Origin of the sequence: Streptacidiphilus sp. MAP5-3 (assembly GCF_041262505.1) — a bacterium.
Taxonomy (GTDB): domain Bacteria; phylum Actinomycetota; class Actinomycetes; order Streptomycetales; family Streptomycetaceae; genus Streptacidiphilus.
Window position 1 is genome coordinate 95,333 of sequence record NZ_JBGCCL010000014.1, and the last position, 17,839, is coordinate 113,171.

Annotated in this window: 12 protein-coding genes and 1 tRNA gene; 3 read left to right on the forward strand and 10 right to left on the reverse strand. The window is 67.9% G+C overall.

Annotated features, from left to right (window positions below):
* Positions 1-2: 2 nt before the first annotated feature.
* Positions 3-1,247 carry a DUF2786 domain-containing protein gene (locus tag ABH928_RS21485; RefSeq protein ID WP_370068860.1) on the forward strand — a complete coding sequence of 415 codons (1,245 nt, stop codon included), beginning with the start codon at positions 3-5 and terminating at the stop codon, positions 1,245-1,247.
* A 91-nt stretch (positions 1,248-1,338) separates the two neighbouring features.
* Here ABH928_RS21485 and ABH928_RS21490 read toward each other — a convergent pair whose 3' ends face one another.
* The 10 genes from ABH928_RS21490 to ABH928_RS21535 all read right to left on the reverse strand — a co-directional run bounded on the left by ABH928_RS21490 (position 1,339) and on the right by ABH928_RS21535 (position 15,045).
* Entirely contained in the window at positions 1,339-5,238 is a 3,900-nt protein-coding gene (locus tag ABH928_RS21490; RefSeq protein ID WP_370068862.1) for a DNA-directed RNA polymerase subunit beta', read from the reverse strand.
* 126 nt (positions 5,239-5,364) lie between these two features.
* Positions 5,365-8,838 carry a DNA-directed RNA polymerase subunit beta gene (rpoB, locus tag ABH928_RS21495; RefSeq protein WP_370068864.1) on the reverse strand — a complete coding sequence of 1,158 codons (3,474 nt, stop codon included), beginning with the start codon at positions 8,836-8,838 and terminating at the stop codon, positions 5,365-5,367.
* 722 nt (positions 8,839-9,560) lie between these two features.
* Positions 9,561-9,947 carry a 50S ribosomal protein L7/L12 gene (gene rplL / locus ABH928_RS21500; RefSeq protein WP_370068866.1) on the reverse strand — a complete coding sequence of 129 codons (387 nt, stop codon included), beginning with the start codon at positions 9,945-9,947 and terminating at the stop codon, positions 9,561-9,563.
* An 80-nt stretch (positions 9,948-10,027) separates the two neighbouring features.
* Positions 10,028-10,600, reverse strand: a complete 573-nt coding sequence (rplJ, locus tag ABH928_RS21505) for a 50S ribosomal protein L10 (protein WP_196193133.1) — start codon at positions 10,598-10,600, stop codon at positions 10,028-10,030.
* 352 nt (positions 10,601-10,952) lie between these two features.
* Positions 10,953-11,816 carry a hypothetical protein gene (locus tag ABH928_RS21510; RefSeq protein WP_370068868.1) on the reverse strand — a complete coding sequence of 288 codons (864 nt, stop codon included), beginning with the start codon at positions 11,814-11,816 and terminating at the stop codon, positions 10,953-10,955.
* 193 nt (positions 11,817-12,009) lie between these two features.
* On the reverse strand, positions 12,010-12,732 hold the full coding sequence (gene rplA, locus ABH928_RS21515; RefSeq protein WP_370068870.1) for a 50S ribosomal protein L1: 723 nt from the start codon (positions 12,730-12,732) through the stop codon (positions 12,010-12,012).
* Positions 12,733-12,822: 90 nt separating this feature from the next.
* A complete protein-coding gene (gene rplK / locus ABH928_RS21520; RefSeq protein ID WP_370068872.1) occupies positions 12,823-13,257 on the reverse strand; it encodes a 50S ribosomal protein L11 in 435 nt (144 codons plus the stop codon).
* Between the two features lie 221 nt (positions 13,258-13,478).
* Positions 13,479-14,336 carry a transcription termination/antitermination protein NusG gene (gene nusG, locus ABH928_RS21525; protein ID WP_370068874.1) on the reverse strand — a complete coding sequence of 286 codons (858 nt, stop codon included), beginning with the start codon at positions 14,334-14,336 and terminating at the stop codon, positions 13,479-13,481.
* A 191-nt stretch (positions 14,337-14,527) separates the two neighbouring features.
* Positions 14,528-14,863 carry a preprotein translocase subunit SecE gene (gene secE / locus ABH928_RS21530; protein WP_370068876.1) on the reverse strand — a complete coding sequence of 112 codons (336 nt, stop codon included), beginning with the start codon at positions 14,861-14,863 and terminating at the stop codon, positions 14,528-14,530.
* 109 nt (positions 14,864-14,972) lie between these two features.
* Positions 14,973-15,045 (reverse strand) — tRNA-Trp (locus ABH928_RS21535).
* Between the two features lie 247 nt (positions 15,046-15,292).
* Between ABH928_RS21535 and ABH928_RS21540 the strand changes: the two genes are divergently transcribed.
* Both ABH928_RS21540 and ABH928_RS21545 read left to right on the forward strand, forming a co-directional pair.
* Positions 15,293-16,531 (forward strand): pyridoxal phosphate-dependent aminotransferase, encoded by a 1,239-nt coding sequence (locus ABH928_RS21540; protein WP_370068878.1) that lies wholly within the window; start codon positions 15,293-15,295, stop codon positions 16,529-16,531.
* Between the two features lie 212 nt (positions 16,532-16,743).
* Positions 16,744-17,808, forward strand: a complete 1,065-nt coding sequence (locus tag ABH928_RS21545) for an adenosine deaminase (protein WP_370068880.1) — start codon at positions 16,744-16,746, stop codon at positions 17,806-17,808.
* Positions 17,809-17,839 lie beyond the last annotated feature (31 nt).

The window sequence follows — 17,839 nt, forward strand, 5'->3', positions numbered from 1 at the left end:
TCATGCGTGACCACTCCCCCTCCCCCGTCGAGCTCGTCGCCCGCGCGACCGCCCTGGCGACCGGCGCGACGCCCGCGCAGAGCGAACGCGCCGTGGAGGACGCCGCGTCCCTGCTGGCCGCACAGACCACCCTGCGCGCCGGTGTCGACCGTGCGCTGCTGAGCCACGGGGAGACCCTGCTCGGAACGCTCTGGCGCAACCACTGGCGTCCGGCCGACGCCGTGCGCGTGGTGCGACGCGAGCTCGGGTCCGTGCATCTGACCTTCGCCGTGGCGCTGGTCGCAGCCGAGGCGCGGCGCTACCCGCAGGCGACCCTGGACCGCCGCTGGACGGAGCAGCTGCGCGAGCTGGAGGCGAGCACCTGGCAGGGGCCCGAGGACGCCTGGCTGGAGGAGGTGGCCGGGCGTCACCGCCTGGACCGCTTCTCGGCGCTGACCGCACTGCTGGAGCTGGTGCGGCTCTGGTCCTGGCTCCCCCGGCTCACCGGGATCGGCCCCGTCCCGGCGGGCGGCAGCGTTCACGCCGCAGTCACAACGCTCACCGAGCCCGTCCCGGGCGAGCCCAGACTGCTGGCCCGGATCCGGGCGCTGCTGGCCAAGGCGGAGTCCACCGAGTACGCCGAGGAGGCGGAGGCATTCACCGCCAAGGCACAGGAGTTGATGGCCCGTCACAGCATCGACGAGGCCCTGCTCGCCGCGCGCAGCGGTGCCCGCACGCTGCCCGGTGCGATCCGGATCGGTATCGACAACCCGTACGAGTCCGCCAAGGCCCTGCTGCTGGACGCGGTCGCGGACGCCAACCGCGCCCGCTCGGTCTGGGACAAGGCCAACGGCTTCTGCACGGTCGTCGGCTTCGACGCGGACCTGGACGCGGTGGAGCTGCTGTACACCTCGCTGCTGGTCCAGGCGGTCACCGCGATGAACAGCGCGAAGGTCCAACAGCGCGGCCGCAGCAAGGCCTTTCGGCAGTCCTTCCTGGTCTCCTACGCCTCCCGCATCCGCGAGCGGCTCAGCGCGGCGACCGCGCAGGCGCAGGAGGAAGCGGCGGCGGAGCCGGGCACCGGCGACCTCCTCCCGGTCCTGGCGGCCCGCCAGGAGGCCGTGGAGCACCGCACCACGGCGCTCTTCCCGTCACTGAAGAAGGGCCGCTCCATCCGCGTCTCCGACCTCGACGGCTGGACCCAGGGCCGCGAGGCGGCCGACAGGGCCCAGTTGCACCGTCGGGGGCGCGAGGAACTGCGCGAATAGCCACCCTCCCCCACGCTCCCCCACCCGCCCCCGGCGGAACGACGAAGGCCCGGCCCCCCTTTCGGGGAGCCGGGCCTTGCGTCAGTAACTATCAGCCCGTGTACGGGCCGTAGTCGTAGTCGTCCAGCGGGACGGCCTGGCCGGAGCCGGCGCCGAAGGGCGAGTAGTCCATGTCGTCGTAGCCGACGGCGGAGTACATCGCGGCCTTCGCCTCTTCGGTCGGCTCGACCCGGATGTTGCGGTAGCGGGGCAGGCCCGTACCGGCCGGGATGAGCTTACCGAGGATGACGTTCTCCTTGAGGCCCAGCAGCGGGTCGGACTTGGCGTGGATCGCCGCGTCCGTCAGGACCCTGGTCGTCTCCTGGAAGGAGGCGGCCGACAGCCAGGACTCGGTGGCCAGCGAGGCCTTGGTGATACCCATCAGCTGCGGACGGCCGGAGGCGGGGTGACCGCTCTCGGAGACCACACGACGGTTCTCGACCTCGAAGCGACCGCGCTCGACGAGCTCGCCCGGGAGCAGCTCGGCGTCGCCCGACTCGATGATCGTCACACGGCGGAGCATCTGCCGGATGATGATCTCGATGTGCTTGTCGTGGATGGACACACCCTGGGAGTTGTAGACCTTCTGGACTTCCTCCACCAGGTGCACCTGCACCGCGCGCTGACCCATGATGCGCAGCACGTCGTGGGGGTTGATCGTGCCGGCCGTCAGCTTCTCGCCGACGGTGACCGCGGAACCCTCCTCGACCAGCATCTTGACGCGCTTGGAGATCGGGTAGGCGATCTCGTCGCTGCCGTCGTCCGGGGTGACGACGATCTTGCGGGTCTTCTCGGTGTCCTCGATCCGCACGCGGCCGGCGGCCTCGGAGATCGGGGCCACACCACGCGGGTTACGGGCCTCGAAGAGCTCGACGACACGCGGCAGACCCTGGGTGATGTCGTCACCGGCCACACCACCGGTGTGGAAGGTACGCATCGTCAGCTGGGTGCCGGGCTCACCGATGGACTGGGCGGCGATGATGCCGACCGCCTCACCGATGTCGACCAGCTTGCCGGTGGCCAGCGAGCGGCCGTAGCACATGGCGCAGGTGCCGACGGCGGACTCACAGGTCAGGATCGAGCGGATCTTGACCTCGGAGACGCCCAGGCGGACCAGCTCGTCGATCATGACGTCGCCCAGGTCGACCCCGGCCGGGGCCACGACCTGACCGTCCACCACGACGTCCTCGGACAGCGTGCGGGCGTAGACGCTGGTCTCGACGTTGTCGACCTTGCGGAGGGTGCCGTCGGCGCCCACCGTGGCGATCGGCAGCTTGAGACCGCGCTCCGTCTGGCAGTCCTCCTCGCGAATGATGACGTCCTGGGAGACGTCGACCAGACGACGGGTGAGGTAGCCGGAGTCGGCGGTACGCAGGGCGGTGTCGGCCAGACCCTTACGGGCACCGTGGGTGGAGATGAAGTACTCCAGCACGGAGAGACCCTCACGGAACGACGCCTTGATGGGTCGCGCGATCGTCTCGTTCTTGGCGTTCGACACCAGACCACGCATACCGGCGATCTGACGCATCTGCATCATGTTTCCACGAGCACCCGAGTCGACCATCATGAAGATGGGGTTCGTCTTCGGGAAGTTCTCGTTCATGGCCTCGGCAACCTCGTTGGTCGCCTTGGTCCAGATCGCGACGAGCTCCTGCTGGCGCTCGTCACGGGTGATCAGACCGCGCTCGTACTGCTTCTGGACCTTCTCGGCCTGAGCCTCGTAGCCCTCGAGGATCTGCGGCTTGCTCGGCGGCACGACGACGTCCGAGATGGACACCGTGACGCCGGAGCGGGTCGCCCAGTGGAAACCGGCGGCCTTGAGGTTGTCCAGGGTCGCCGCGACGGTGACCTTGGGGTAGCGCTCGGCCAGGTCGTTGACGATCGCCGAGAGCTGCTTCTTGCCGATCTCGTAGTCGACGAACGGGTAGTCCTCGGGCAGCAGCTCGTTGAAGAGCGCGCGGCCCAGGGTCGTCCGCAGACGCAGCGGGTCGCCCTCCGACCAGGTCGGCTTGCCGTCCTCGTCGACCGGCGGCGTCCAGCCGCGCGGCGGAACCGTGCCGGCGGGCAGACGCAGGTCGATCGGGGCCTGCAGGTCCAGCTCGCGGGAGTCGAAGGCCATGATGGCCTCCGAGGTCTGGCCGAAGGCACGGCCGACGCCCTTGAGCGTGTCCAGGTCGCGGTCGCTGGTCAGGAAGAACAGACCCAGCACCATGTCCTGCGTCGGCATGGTGACCGGGCGACCGTCAGCCGGCTTGAGGATGTTGTTCGAGGACAGCATCAGGATGCGGGCCTCGGCCTGCGCCTCCGCGGAGAGCGGCAGGTGGACGGCCATCTGGTCACCGTCGAAGTCCGCGTTGAACGCGGTGCAGACGAGCGGGTGGATCTGGATGGCCTTGCCCTCGACCAGCTGCGGCTCGAAGGCCTGGATGCCGAGGCGGTGCAGCGTCGGCGCACGGTTCAGCAGAACCGGGTGCTCGGCGATGACCTCTTCGAGCACGTCCCACACGACCGGACGGGCACGCTCGACCATGCGCTTGGCCGACTTGATGTTCTGCGCGTGGTTCAGGTCGACCAGGCGCTTCATCACGAACGGCTTGAAGAGCTCCAGCGCCATGGCCTTCGGCAGACCGCACTGGTGCAGCTTGAGCTGCGGGCCGACGACGATGACCGAACGGGCCGAGTAGTCGACGCGCTTGCCGAGCAGGTTCTGACGGAAACGACCCTGCTTGCCCTTCAGCATGTCGCTGAGGGACTTCAGCGGGCGGTTGCCCGGACCGGTGACCGGACGGCCACGACGGCCGTTGTCGAACAGCGAGTCCACGGCCTCCTGGAGCATGCGCTTCTCGTTGTTGACGATGATCTCGGGCGCGCCGAGGTCGAGAAGCCGCTTCAGGCGGTTGTTGCGGTTGATGACGCGGCGGTACAGGTCGTTCAGGTCGGAGGTCGCGAAGCGGCCACCGTCCAGCTGCACCATCGGACGCAGGTCCGGCGGGATGACCGGGACGCAGTCCAGCACCATGCCGGCCGGCTTGTTGTTGGTCTGCAGGAAGGCGGAGACGACCTTGAGACGCTTCAGGGCGCGGGTCTTCTTCTGACCCTTGCCCGTCTTGATGATCTCGCGGAGCTTCTCGGCCTCCTCCTCCAGGTCGAAGGACTCGAGGCGCTTCTGCAGCGCCGCGGCACCCATGGAACCCATGAAGTAGGTGCCGAAGCGGTCGCGCAGCTCGCGGTAGAGCAGCTCGTCGCCCTCGAGGTCCTGGACCTTGAGGGACTTGAAGCGCGCCCACACCTCGTCGAGGCGGTCCAGCTCACGCTGGTTGCGGTCGCGCAGCTGCTTCATCTCGCGCTCGGCGCCCTCGCGCACCTTGCGGCGCACGTCGGCCTTGGCACCCTCGGCCTCCAGCTCGGCCAGGTCGGCCTCGAGCTTCTTGGCGCGGGACTCCAGGTCGGAGTCGCGGCGCTGCTCGATCTGCTGGCGCTCCACGGAGACCTGGGCCTCCAGGGAGGGCAGGTCACGGGTGCGGCGCTCCTCGTCCACCCACGTGATCATGTAGGCGGCGAAGTAGATGACCTTCTCCAGGTCCTTGGGAGCAAGGTCCAGGAGGTAGCCGAGGCGCGAAGGAACGCCCTTGAAGTACCAGATGTGGGTGACGGGGGCGGCCAGCTCGATGTGGCCCATCCGCTCACGACGCACCTTGGCGCGAGTGACCTCGACGCCGCAGCGCTCACAGATGATGCCCTTGAAGCGGACGCGCTTGTACTTACCGCAGTAGCACTCCCAGTCCCGGGTGGGGCCGAAGATCTTCTCGCAGAAGAGCCCGTCCTTTTCCGGCTTGAGGGTGCGGTAGTTGATGGTCTCGGGCTTCTTGACCTCGCCGTGGGACCACTGACGGATGTCGTCAGCGGTGGCCAGGCCGATTCGCAGCTCATCGAAGAAGTTGACGTCGAGCACTCTCGTCAATCCCTTTCGTCACCCCAGAAGGCGGGGCGGGGGTCGAAAACGTCTGTCTGGTCTGAAAGGGGGGCCTGGGGGCGGCGGGCCGACCTTGCTTGTGTGGAGGTCGGCCCAACCCCCCTGTCAGACCTCTTCGACGCTGCTCGGCTCGCGCCGGGACAGGTCGATACCGAGCTCCTCCGCGGCGCGGAACACGTCCTCGTCGGAGTCACGCATCTCGATGGACATACCGTCGGACGACAGCACCTCCACGTTCAGGCAGAGCGACTGCATCTCCTTGATGAGGACCTTGAAGGACTCGGGGATGCCGGGCTCGGGGATGTTCTCGCCCTTGACGATGGCCTCGTAGACCTTCACGCGGCCGAGGACGTCGTCGGACTTGATGGTGAGGAGTTCCTGGAGGGCGTACGCGGCGCCGTAGGCCTCGAGGGCCCACACCTCCATCTCACCGAAGCGCTGACCACCGAACTGCGCCTTACCACCCAGCGGCTGCTGGGTGATCATCGAGTACGGACCGGTCGAACGGGCGTGCAGCTTGTCGTCGACCAGGTGGTGCAGCTTGAGGATGTACATGTAGCCGATCGAGATCGGCATCGGGAACGGCTCGCCGGAGCGGCCGTCGAACAGCCGGGCCTTGCCGGTGGAGTTCACCAGGCGCTCACCGTCACGGGTGAGCGTGGTGTTGTCCAGCATGCCGGTGATCTCGTCCTCGCGGGCGCCGTCGAAGACCGGGGTGGCCAGGTTGGTGCCCGGCTCCGCCGTGTCGGCGCCGATCTTCTGCAGACGACGGGCCCACTCCTCGGCGATGCCCGAGACGTCCCAGCCGGTCTTGGCGAGCCAGCCGAGGTGGGTCTCCAGCACCTGTCCCGGGTTCATTCGGGACGGGACACCGAGGGGGTTGAGCACGATGTCGACCGGGGTGCCGTCCTCCAGGAACGGCATGTCCTCGACCGGCAGGATCTTGGAGATGACGCCCTTGTTGCCGTGGCGGCCGGCGAGCTTGTCACCGTTGGTGATCTTGCGCTTCTGTGCCACGTAGACGCGGACCAGCTGGTTCACGCCCGGGGGCAGCTCGTCGCCCTCCTCGCGGTCGAAGACGCGCACGCCGATGACCTTGCCGGACTCACCGTGCGGGACCTTCAGCGAGGTGTCACGGACCTCACGGGCCTTCTCACCGAAGATCGCGCGCAGCAGGCGCTCCTCCGGCGTCAGCTCGGTCTCACCCTTCGGCGTGACCTTGCCGACGAGGATGTCACCGGTGGTGACATCGGCACCGATGCGGATGATGCCGCGCTCGTCCAGGTCCGCCAGGACCTCCTCGGAGACGTTCGGGATGTCCCGGGTGATCTCCTCGGGGCCGAGCTTGGTGTCACGGGCGTCGACCTCGTGCTCCTCGATGTGGATCGAGGAGAGGACGTCGTCCTGCACGAGGCGCTGCGACAGGATGATCGCGTCCTCGTAGTTGTGACCCTCCCACGGCATGAACGCCACGAGCAGGTTCTTGCCGAGGGCCATCTCGCCCTCGTCGGTGCAGGGACCGTCGGCCAGCACCTGGCCGGCGATCACGCGGGCGCCCTCGTCCACGATGACCTTCTGGTTGAAGGCCGTGCCCTGGTTGGAGCGGGTGAACTTGGCGACCCGGTAGGTGGTGTAGGTGCCGTCGTCGTTGGCGACCGTGACGTAGTCCGCGGAGACCTCCTGGACCACGCCGTCCTTCTCGGCGGAGATGACGTCGGCGGCGTCGACCGCGGCGCGGTACTCCATGCCGGTGCCGACCAGCGGCGACTCGCTCTTCAGCAGCGGGACGGCCTGACGCATCATGTTCGAGCCCATGAGCGCACGGTTGGCGTCGTCGTGCTCGAGGAACGGGATCATGGCGGTCGCGACCGACACCATCTGGCGCGGCGAGACATCCATGTAGTCGATCTCGACACCGGGGATGTAGTCGATCTCGCCGCCACGGCGACGGACCAGGACACGGGCCTCGGCGAAGTGGTTGTCGTCCGTCAGCGGCGCGTTGGCCTGCGCGATGACGAAGCGGTCCTCCTCGTCGGCGGTCAGGTAGTCGAGGTCGTCGGTGACGACACCCTCGACGACGCGACGGTACGGCGTCTCCACGAAGCCGAAGGCGTTGACCCGGCCGTAGGAGGCGAGCGAACCGATCAGACCGATGTTCGGGCCTTCCGGGGTCTCGATCGGGCACATGCGTCCGTAGTGGGACGGGTGCACGTCACGGACCTCGAAGCCGGCACGCTCACGGGAGAGACCACCGGGGCCCAGCGCGGACAGACGACGCTTGTGGGTCAGACCCGACAGCGGGTTCGTCTGGTCCATGAACTGGGACAGCTGGCTGGTGCCGAAGAACTCCTTGATGGAGGCGACGACCGGCCGGATGTTGATCAGGGTCTGCGGCGTGATCGCCTCGACGTCCTGGGTGGTCATGCGCTCGCGCACGACACGCTCCATACGGGCGAGACCCGTACGGACCTGGTTCTGGATCAGCTCGCCGACGTTGCGCAGACGGCGGTTGCCGAAGTGGTCGATGTCGTCGTCCTCGATGACGATCGTCGAGCCGTTCGGCGCCTGCTGCTCGGTCTCACCGGCGTGCAGGGCGACCAGGTACTTGATCGTCGCGATGATGTCGTCGACGGTCAGCACGCCGGAGTCGAGACCCTGGCCGACGCCCAGCTTCTTGTTGATCTTGTACCGGCCGACCTTGGCGAGGTCGTAGCGCTTCGGGTTGAAGTAGAGGTTCTCCAACAGCGTCTGCGCGGCCTCGCGGGTCGGCGGCTCGCCAGGACGCAGCTTGCGGTAGATGTCGAGCAGCGCGTCGTCCTGGCCCTGGGTGTGGTCCTTCTCCAGGGTGGCCCGCATCGACTCGTACTGGCCGAACTCCTCCAGAATCTGCTCGGAGGTCCAACCGAGGGCCTTGAGCAGAACAGTGATCGACTGCTTGCGCTTACGGTCGATGCGCACACCGACCATGTCGCGCTTGTCGATCTCCATCTCCAGCCAGGCACCACGGGACGGGATGACCTTGGCGGAGTAGATGTCCTTGTCCGAGGTCTTGTCCAGGGTCGTGTCGAAGTACACGCCGGGGGAGCGGACCAGCTGGGACACGACGACACGCTCGGTGCCGTTGATGACGAAGGTGCCCTTGTTGGTCATCAGGGGGAAGTCACCCATGAAGACCGTCTGGGACTTGATCTCACCAGTCTCGTTGTTGGTGAACTCGGCGGTGACGAAGAGCGGGGCCGCGTACGTGAAGTCGCGGTCCTTGCACTCGTCGATCGAGTTCTTCGGGGGCTCGAAACGGTGGTCGCGGAAGGTCAGCGACATCGACCCCGAGAAGTCCTCGATCGGGGAGATCTCCTCGAAGATCTCCTCCAGGCCGGACTTGGTCGGGACGTTGTGACCGTCGGCGAGTGCGTTCTCCACTCGCGCCTTCCACGCGGCATTGCCGAGGAGCCAGTCAAAGCTCTCGGTCTGGAGTGCCAGAAGGTTCGGAACCTCGAGGGGCTCCTTGATCTTCGCGAAGGAAATGCGGAGCGGTGCGGTGGATGCGGAGGTGTTCGAGGCGTTGCGCGAGGCGGCCAAGAGGGGGTCCTTCCGAGGGCTCGGACTCACTACGCGCGTACCGGGCCCGCCCCTCGCACGGGTAGCATCCGCGCTCTCGCACCAACTCCGAGACCAAGCCGTTCGGCCTGGTCGGAGGCGGTGCGCGGGCGGGGTGCCACCCCTGGTCAGGGCAGCGCAGACTCCGGGCGACGAGTCACGGAGCAGCTAAAAGGCAGCGCAAAGGGACAGTGTAGCCAACGGCTGCACTGCTGTCCAGTCCGGATTCGGAGACCGAATCGTCGAACTCCCAACTTCGCGGGCCGACCCCTCCCGGGGCAGCCACATCCGTCCACAGAGGGCGGTCACTGCGTCACGTGATGGATGCTTCCCACCACGACGCGAATCCATGCCTCGTGCTGCCTACTCACTCAAGACCTCGCGTCCTGAGAATTGCGCGCCGCGTGCCGTTCGTCAAGGGCGTGCGGGTGTCCGGCTCGGTTACGCACCGACATCACCGCTGCTCGCTCCCTGGTTCCGCCCAGCTCCCGCCCGTGTCCCCACGGGCTCTCGCAACGTCGATCACCTTACTCGCCTCGACTGACAACCGGGAGCACCGCTACGCCGGATGGACTGAAACGACGTCACCTCGGACAAAAAGAAACAGGGGCGATCACTCGGAAGAGTGATCGCCCCTGTCTCAGAGCGCTCGGGCCTGAGTCCCTGGGGACTCAGCCCGCTCGGACCAGAAGGTCCGAAAGGTCTTACTTGACCTCGACGGACGCGCCAGCGGCCTTGAGGGACTCGGCGGCCTTCTCAGCGGCCTCCTTGGTGGCCTTCTCCAGAACCGGCTTCGGCGTACCGTCGACCAGGTCCTTGGCCTCCTTGAGGCCCAGGGAGGTCAGCTCGCGCACGACCTTGATGACCTGGATCTTCTTCTCGCCGGCGCCGGTGAGGATGACGTCGAACTCGTCCTTCTCCTCAGCAGCCTCGGCGGCCGGGGCACCCGGGCCACCAACGACGGCAACGGCGGCCGGGGCGGCAGCGGTGACGTCGAACTTCTCCTCGAAAGCCTTCACGAACTCGGAGAGCTCGATGAGGGTCATCTCCTCGAACTGCGCGAGCAGGTCGTCCTGGCTGAGCTTCGCCATGATCTTGGCGTCCTTCCACTAAGTCGGCTGGTGCCGGATGTAATGAACGGCGGGCGTGCACGGCCCGCTGCGAGAACGGATTACTCCGCGGCGGGAGCCTCGTCCTCGACGGCGGGGGCCGGCGTACCGGCACCGCCCTGCTCCTCCACCTTGGCGCGCAGCGCCTCGACGGTGCGAACAAGCTTCGACGGCAGTGCCTGGAAGAGCGCAGCAGCCGAGGACTGCTTGGCCTTCATGGCGCCGGCGAGCTTGGAGAGCAGCACCTCGCGGGACTCGAGGTCCGCGAGCTTCTTGATCTCGTCACCCGTGAGCGGCTTGCCGTCAAGCACACCGCCCTTGATGACGAGCGCCGGGTTCTCCTTGGCGAAGTCACGCAGAGCCTTGGCCGACTCCACCGGGTCACCGGTGACGAAGGCAACCGCCGTCGGACCGTTGAACTGGTCGTCCAGCGTGGTGATCCCGGCCTCGTTGGCCGCGATCTTGGTCAGCGTGTTCTTCACCACGGCGTACTGGGCGTTAGCGCCGAGCGAGCGACGCAGCGTCTTCAGCTGCGCCACGGTCAGACCGCGGTACTCGGTCAGCACGGCCGCGTTCGAACCGCGGAACTTGTCCGTGAGCTCGGCGACGGCGGCAGCCTTGTCGGGCCTTGCCATAGGCTTACGCCTCCTTCCGTGATGTCGATGCGGGGCCGACCAGTGAGTCGACCTGCCAAGCGCATGTCCGCCGGAAGGAGAAGGGCGAAGTCCCGAAAACTACGACGAGCCCCGGCGCAGGCGCACGGGGCTCGGACCAACAGCTCTACGCTGCGCGGAACGCGGCGGAGCGGTCGGGACGAATGTCCTCGAATCAACCTGCGCGGGCCGTCCGCAGCATTCGCTGTGCGGATCCTTCGGTCCTCGGCACCCTTGCGGGCACACGGGGACAACCAGCGGTCAGTGGCTTGGTTCGAAGACTACGTGACCGACCGCCCGGGGGGCAAATCGCCCTCCGGGCGGTCGGCGGAATTCAGGAACTGGAGCCCGATCCGAGCCCGGCGCCGTTCAGCAGGGAGCTCATGTCCACCGTGTCCGACGCGGGCGGTGGGGTGACCGTGACCGGCGCGGTGCTGTAGTCGGAGTAGTCCACCGTGGCCGTGAGCGCGACCGAGGAAGAGGCAGGGGTGGACTCGACCATGCGCACCGGCAGGTTCTGCGCATTGACCCAGAAGTCCAGGTTGACAGTGCCGATGCCGCTCCCGGCCATCTTGCTGGCCAGCGACTTGAGCTGCGGGTTCTCGGCCGTCGCGAGTTTGGCCATGTCCGCTGTGCCGGAGTAGTGGGTCGTCGCAACACCATCGACCGTCTCCGGACCGACCCGCTTGATGTCGGGCGAGGATGTGAAGAGCGCCACCTGGGTGGCCGGGTCCTGGCCGTTGCTCTGGTTGTACACGGACGCCAGAGCCGGGTCCTGGGAGAAGTCCAACTTCATCCAGTGCTTGCCCTTGAACGCGGCCGGAGCAGAGCCGCTGTACCCCATATACATGGTGGTGCCGGAGAGCAGCATGTGCACCGCGCCAGCAGGCGTCGTGGCCGTCTTCGGCATCATCATCGTCAGGTTCACAGCCGCGGGCTTCCAGGACGTCTGGCCGTTCGCGGTGACGGTCACGGACGTACCTTCGGCGGTCATGTGTTCGTTCAGCTGCATCCTGACCGAGGTGTACTGCTGCGTGGCCTTGGTCGTCAGCGACATGGCGTCGGCGACAGTCTGCACGGCCTGCCCGGCACCGGCCACGACACCGCCTGCGGCCTGCTTCGCCGCGCTGCAGGCGGACACGCCGACCAGCGCGAGGGCAACCGTGGTGGCGGCTACGAGCGTACGGGTGTGGCGCATTGAGGGTCCCTCCCCTGATTTTCAACTGTGCCGGGCAGACGTTACTCCTGCGCCTACAAACAGCGACGGGCCGGTACCCACTCCGTTAGGAGCTGGTACCGGCCCGTTACAGACCTACGTGGCTGAGGTGACTCAGACCGACGCTGAGCTTGATGCGGCGTCTTGCCGCCCTCGCTCGTCCCTCGCTCGGTCGTCAGACCGACGCGGGGTCCTCCTCGACGAGGAGGTTGCGCGTGCGGTTCGGGTCGACCTGGATGCCGGGGCCCATCGTGGTGCTGATGGCGATCTTCTTGATGTAGCGGCCCTTGGCGGCGGACGGCTTGGCCCGGAGGACCTCCTCCATCGCCGCGGCGTAGTTCTCGACCAGCTTCTCGGTGTCGAACGACGTCTTGCCGATGATCAGGTGCAGGTTCGAGTGCTTGTCGACGCGGAACTCGATCTTGCCGCCCTTGATCTCGGTGACAGCCTTCGCCACGTCGACGGTGACGGTGCCGGTCTTCGGGTTCGGCATCAGACCACGCGGACCGAGCACGCGGCCCAGGCGGCCGACCTTGCCCATGAGGTCCGGGGTGGCGACGACGGCGTCGAAGTCCAGGCGACCCTTGGCGACCTCGTCGATCAGCTCGTCGGCACCGACGATGTCGGCGCCCGCAGCCTCCGCAGCCGCGGCACGGTCACCGGTCGCGAAGACCAGGACCCGGGCGGTCTTGCCGGTGCCGTGCGGAAGGTTGACGGTGCTGCGGACCATCTGGTCGGCCTTGCGCGGGTCGACACCCAGGCGCATGGCGACCTCGACGGTCGAGTCGAACTTGGTGGTGGAGGTCTCCTTGGCGAGGCGGAGGGCCTCGAGGGGGGCGTACAGACGCTCGCGGTCGATCTTTGCGTCCGCGGCAGTCAGAGCCTTGCTGCGCTTCACTGCTGCTCCTACTGAATATCTCTTGGCGTGGAGTCGTGGTTGTGACGGGCCGCGCCCGGCCCTACCACGGGAAAAGCTCTACCGAGGGGTTCAGCCCTCGACGGTGATGCCCATCGAACGAGCGGTACCCGCGATGATGCGCGAGGCCATCTCGATGTCGTTGGCGTTCAGGTCGGGCATCTTGGTGGTGGCGATCTCACGGACCTGGGCAGCCGTGATCTTGGCGACCTTGGTCTTGTGCGGCTCGCCGGAGCCCTTCTCCACGCCCGCAGCCTTGAGGATCAGCTTGGCGGCCGGCGGAGTCTTGGTGATGAAGGTGAAGGAGCGGTCCTCATAGACCGTGATCTCCACCGGGATCACCATGCCACGCTGCGACTCGGTGGCCGCGTTGTAGGCCTTGCAGAACTCCATGATGTTGACGCCGTGCTGACCCAGGGCCGGGCCGACGGGCGGCGCGGGGTTGGCCGCACCAGCGTTGATCTGGAGCTTGATAAGCCCCGTGACCTTCTTCTTCTTGGGAGGCATGCTCTCTCCGGGTCCTTACGAGAGGTGTTCCCGACCGGCGCGCGACAGCGCACCAGCGGGGCCTTGGATAACCGTGTGGCTTCGGCGGGGGCTCAGAAAGCCGGCCCGCACTGCACACACATCCAACCAGGATAGACCGAGACCCCGCCCAGCCCGAAATCCGGACGGCCCCGCACCCCTCAGTGAGGGGCGCGGGGCCGTCGGACGACGTGAGTCGGACGTCAGTCGTTCTTGGCGATCTGGTCGAAGGAGAGCTCGACCGGCGTCTCGCGACCGAAGATCTCGACGAGGCCCTTGACCTTCTTCGAGTCCGGGTTGATCTCGTTGATGGTGGCCTGCAGCGTGGCGAACGGACCGTCGGTGACGGTGACCGAGTCGCCGACCTCGAAGTCGAGGACCTGGACCTCGCTCGGACGGACCGGGCTCGGCTTGCCGGCCTCCTTGGCGGCGGCGCGCTCGACGTCGGGGGCGAGCATCTTGACGACCTCGTCCAGCGTCAGCGGGTACGGGTCGTAGGCGTTGCCGACGAAGCCGGTGACGCCGGGGGTGTTGCGGACGACGCCCCAGGACTCGTTCGTCAGGTCCATGCGCACCAGCACGTAGCCGGGGAGCTTGTTCTGGCGGATCGTCTTGCGGTCGCCGTTCTTGATCTGGACGACCTCTTCCTGCGGCACCTCGGCCTGGTAGATGTAGTCCTCGACGTTCAGCGAGACGGCGCGCTGCTCCAGGTTGGCCTTCACCCGGTTCTCGTAGCCGGCGTAGGTGTGGATCACGTACCACTCGCCCGGCGCCGTGCGCAGCTCCTCACGGAAGGCGACCACGGGGTCGATGTCGACGCCGTCCTCTTCGGTGACCGCGGCGGACGCCTCCTCGAAGGCCTCCGTGGCGGAGGACTCGTCGCCGGTGACGACGCTCATGGCCTCCTCCTCCGCGGAGCGGCCGGCCGCTTCCTCGGCAGCCTCGTTCTCGTCGACGTCGGAATCGGCGTTGTCGACGATCTCCTCGGCGGAGTCGTCGCCCCACGCCTGCTCTTCGGCCTCCTGGGCCTCAGCGGCGTCGTACGAGTGGGACTCAGACACGTTGGCTGCTTCTTCCTGCTTGTGAACGGTCGGTGGATTCCACGATACCGACTCAACGTTAGCGGAGCGCCCGGACAGCTCGGGTCGGGGCGCGGAGCAAGCCAGCGGAGAGGTGCGACGCCGGGACTGTGAGGACGCGCGGTCGGGCCGAAAGAGCCGACTCGGCTCAACTCCGACCAGCTCGGCTCAGCTCAGCCGAAGAGGATCGAGGCGAGCTTCACGAAGCCGGTGTCGAGGCCGTAGACCAGCGCCATGATCACCAGCACGAAGACGATGACCACCGAGGTGTAGGAGGTCAGCTCGTTGCGGGTCGGCCAGACGACCTTGCGCAGTTCCGCGATGATCTGGCGGTAGAGACGCGCGCTGCGCGCAAAGACGTTCGGGCGCTTCTCGCGGCCCCGGCCGCCCTTACCCTCAGGGTCGGCGGACTTGCGAGCACGCTTCCGGTCACGACGGGAGAGATCCTCGTCGCCGGAGCCACCCGAACCACTCTCAGGTGTGGCGGTGGAGCCTACGGTCTCCGTCACTAGTCCCTCACCTGAAATCGGGTACCCATAGGGGCACCCGTGAACCACGGGGCCCCTGATTGCACTGCTGACGGTACCGCCTGTACGAAGTTTCCGACAGGGCGGACAGCAGGGCCGGAGGGACTTGAACCCCCAACAACCGGTTTTGGAGACCGGTGCTCTACCAATTGAGCTACGACCCTTTGGAGTCCGTGTAGCGAACTCGCGGTGACCAACCTACAGCATCGGACGGTCGGCAGGTTCGCTGCCGGGCCCGCGCCGTCGGTGGGCTTCCAACGAGGGTTGAGTGTAGAGGGGACACGGCGTGCGCGTCGAATGAGTACCGCCGAGTACCCCGTGGGTATCGCGTGGGTCCCGCGTGCCGAACTCGTTCGGGTCGCATCGCGGAATGCCTGGGCCCCCTCTCCCGGCGTCTGCAAGCATGCAGTCATGAGCGCTGTCTCCCCTGACCCCAGCATCCGTCCCGCCGACCGCCGGGTCTCGGCCCGGATCGGCGCCATCGCCGAGTCGGCCACCCTCGCCGTGGACGCCAAGGCCAAGGCCCTCAAGGCCGCCGGCCGCCCGGTGATCGGCTTCGGCGCCGGCGAGCCCGACTTCCCGACGCCGGACTACATCGTCCAGGTCGCGGTCGACGCCTGCCGCGACCCGAAGAACCACCGCTACACCCCGGCCGGCGGCCTGCCCGAGCTCAAGCAGGCGATCGTCGACAAGACGCTGCGCGACTCCGGCTGGTCCGTGGAGCCCTCCCAGATCCTGGTCACCAACGGTGGCAAGCAGGCCATCTACGAGGCCTTCGCCGCGATCCTCGACCCGGGCGACGAGGTGATCGTGCCCGCGCCGTACTGGACCACCTACCCCGAGTCGATCCAGCTCGCGGGCGGTGCCCCGGTCGTCGTCGTGGCCGACGAGACCACCGGCTACAAGGTCTCCGTCGAGCAGTTGGAGGCCGCGCGCACGGAGAACACCAAGGTGCTGCTCTTCGTCTCCCCCTCCAACCCGACGGGCGCGGTCTACACCCGCGCCGAGGTCGAGGCGGTCGGCCGCTGGGCGGCCGAGCACGGCCTGTGGGTGCTGACGGACGAGATCTACGAGCACCTGGTCTACGGCGACGCGGAGTTCGTCTCGCTGCCGGTGGCGGTGCCGGAGCTGGCCGACAAGTGCATCGTGGTCAACGGCGTGGCCAAGACCTACGCGATGACCGGCTGGCGGGTCGGGTGGGTGATCGGCCCCAAGGACGTCATCAAGGCGGCCACCAACCTGCAGTCGCACGCCACCTCCAACGTCAGCAACGTCGCCCAGCGTGCGGCACTGGCCGCCGTCGCGGGTGACCTGACCGCGGTCGACGAGATGAAGGTCGCCTTCGACCGGCGCCGTCGCACGATCGTCTCGATGCTGAACGAGATCCCCGGCGTGGTCTGCCCCGAGCCGGAGGGCGCGTTCTACGCCTACCCGTCGGTCAAGGGCCTGCTGGGCAAGGCGATCCGTGGCCGTCGCCCGGCCACGTCCGCCGAGCTCGCCGCGCTGATCCTGGACGAGGTCGAGGTCGCGGTCGTCCCGGGCGAAGCCTTCGGCACCCCGGGCTACCTCCGACTCAGCTACGCACTGGGCGACGAGGACCTCGTCGAGGGCGTGACCCGCGTGCAGAAGCTGCTCGCCGAGGCGCAGTAGTCGCTCTCTCAGGTGGTTGCACTACTCAGGGGCGCGGGCTCTGCTGATCTGCGGCTCCGCCGCGTGGCCGCGTGGCGCGTGGCGCGGCAAAGCAGAGCCCCGCGCCCCTGACGCTTTCCACCTCTCCCTTGTCTCTTGCCCAAAGATCACTCGATCGGGGGGCCGGAAATTGTTGTTTCCCTTCCGCCCCGTCGATGCGCGAGGATCTGTGGATGGAACAGGTCCTTGCCCCGTCCCGTCCCGTCACCGAGCCCGCGCAGCGCGATCTGCGTCTGCTGCCCAAGGCCCATCTGCACCTGCACTTCACCGGCTCCATGCGCCCCGCCACCCTGATGGAGCTCGCCGACAAGCACGGCGTCCGTCTGCCGGAGGCGCTCAGCTCCGGGGAGCCGCCCCAACTGCGGGCGACGGACGAGCGGGGTTGGTTCCGGTTCCAGCGGCTGTACGACTCCGCCCGCTCCGTGCTCCGGGACGAGGAGGACATCCGGCGGCTGGTGCACGAGGCCGCGGAGGACGAGCGTGCCGACGGCTCGGGGTGGCTGGAGATCCAGGTCGACCCGACCTCCTACGCGCCGCGGCTGGGTGGCCTGATCCCCGCGCTGGAGCTGGTACTTGACGCCGTCGACCAGGCCTCGCGGATGTCCGGGGTCGGCATCCGGGTCCTGGTCGCCGCCAACCGCATGAAGCACCCGCTGGACGCCCGTACCCTGGCCCGCCTCGCCGTCCGCTACGCCGACCAGGGCGTGGTCGGCTTCGGTCTCTCCAACGACGAACGGCGCGGGCTCGCGCGCGACTTCGACCGCGCCTTCCGGATCGCCACCGACGCCGGGCTGCTGGCAGCCCCGCACGGCGGGGAGTTGGCCGGGCCCTCGAGCATCCGGTCGTGCCTGGACGACCTGGGCGCGGGCCGGGTGGGCCACGGCGTCCGCGCCGCGGAGAGCCCGGCGCTGCTGCGTCGCCTCGCCGAGGACCGGATCACCTGCGAGGTGTGTCCGGCGTCCAACGTCGCGCTGGGCGTCTACGAGCACCCGCAGGACGTGCCGCTGCGCAGGCTCTTCGACGCGGGCGTGCCGATGGCGCTCGGCGCGGACGACCCGCTGCTCTTCGGCTCGCGTCTGGCCGAGCAGTACGAACTGGCGCGCGAGCACCACGGTTTCACCGACGAGGAGTTGGCCGAGCTGGCCCGCCAGAGCATCCGCGGTTCGCTGGCGCCGGAGCCGGTCCAGGGCCGGTTGCTGGCCGGGGTGGACGGCTGGCTGGAGGCCCCGGCCGGGTAGGCCGCCTCCGTCAAGTGCGGTACCTGCGGCT